The sequence below is a fragment of the Mesorhizobium sp. M7A.F.Ca.CA.002.05.1.1 genome (genome assembly GCF_003998335.1).
In the GTDB taxonomy this organism is placed as follows: domain Bacteria; phylum Pseudomonadota; class Alphaproteobacteria; order Rhizobiales; family Rhizobiaceae; genus Mesorhizobium.
Genome location: NZ_RZQI01001550.1, coordinates 1 through 631, shown reverse-complemented (window position 1 = coordinate 631; position 631 = coordinate 1). Strand labels below are relative to the sequence as shown.

The 631-nt window shown below is 62.8% G+C and carries 1 protein-coding gene and 1 pseudogene; both read left to right on the top strand.

The window, feature by feature from the left end; translation table 11 throughout:
* Window positions 1-150, top strand: a pseudogene (locus EN939_RS39950) (DMT family transporter); the annotation flags it as partial.
* A 60-nt stretch (window positions 151-210) separates the two neighbouring features.
* Window positions 211-631 (top strand): DMT family transporter (locus EN939_RS36970; RefSeq protein WP_164751637.1); only part of this gene is annotated, 421 nt, incomplete at its 3' end.

The following is a 631-nucleotide window of genomic DNA, read 5'->3' as shown; positions in this document are numbered from 1 at the left end:
CTGGAATACACCTCGCTGTTGTGGGCATTCGCACTCGGCTTTGCGATCTGGGGCGACGTGCCGCGCCGCGAGGTGTTCCTGGGCGCTGCGCTGATCGTCGCCGCCGGCCTGTTGATCGTCGGCACCGAGCATTTCCGCAAACGCCTATGATGTGGATCACCATCATTGCTGACACTACGATGTCAGGACCAAGCGGCGTAGGCTGGTTGCATGACTGACATTGCAGCCGCCACCGACACCGCCGCAGAGCGCACACTCGGCATCATCCTGGTGTCGTCCTCAGCTGCCGTTTTCGGCCTGACCGGTGTTCTGACAAAGTCGATCCATGCCGACCCGTTGACCATCATCTGCTGGCGCGGCTTTGTCGGCGCCATCCTGATCAGCTTCTATGTGCTGTGGCGGCGTCACCGTTCCGGTAACCGCGAAACGCTGCGGCTTGGCTGGCGCGGCTGGCTGCTGGCGGTAGAGGGAGCTCTGGCCAGCATCGCCTTCATCTCGGCGTTCAAGTTCACCTTCGTCGCCAATGTCGCGGTCATCTATGCCACAGCACCTTTCGTCACCGCGCTGCTGGCTTGGGTTCTGACGCGCGAACCCTTCCGGTTGCAGACGATGGTCGCCGCCGCCGTGTCGC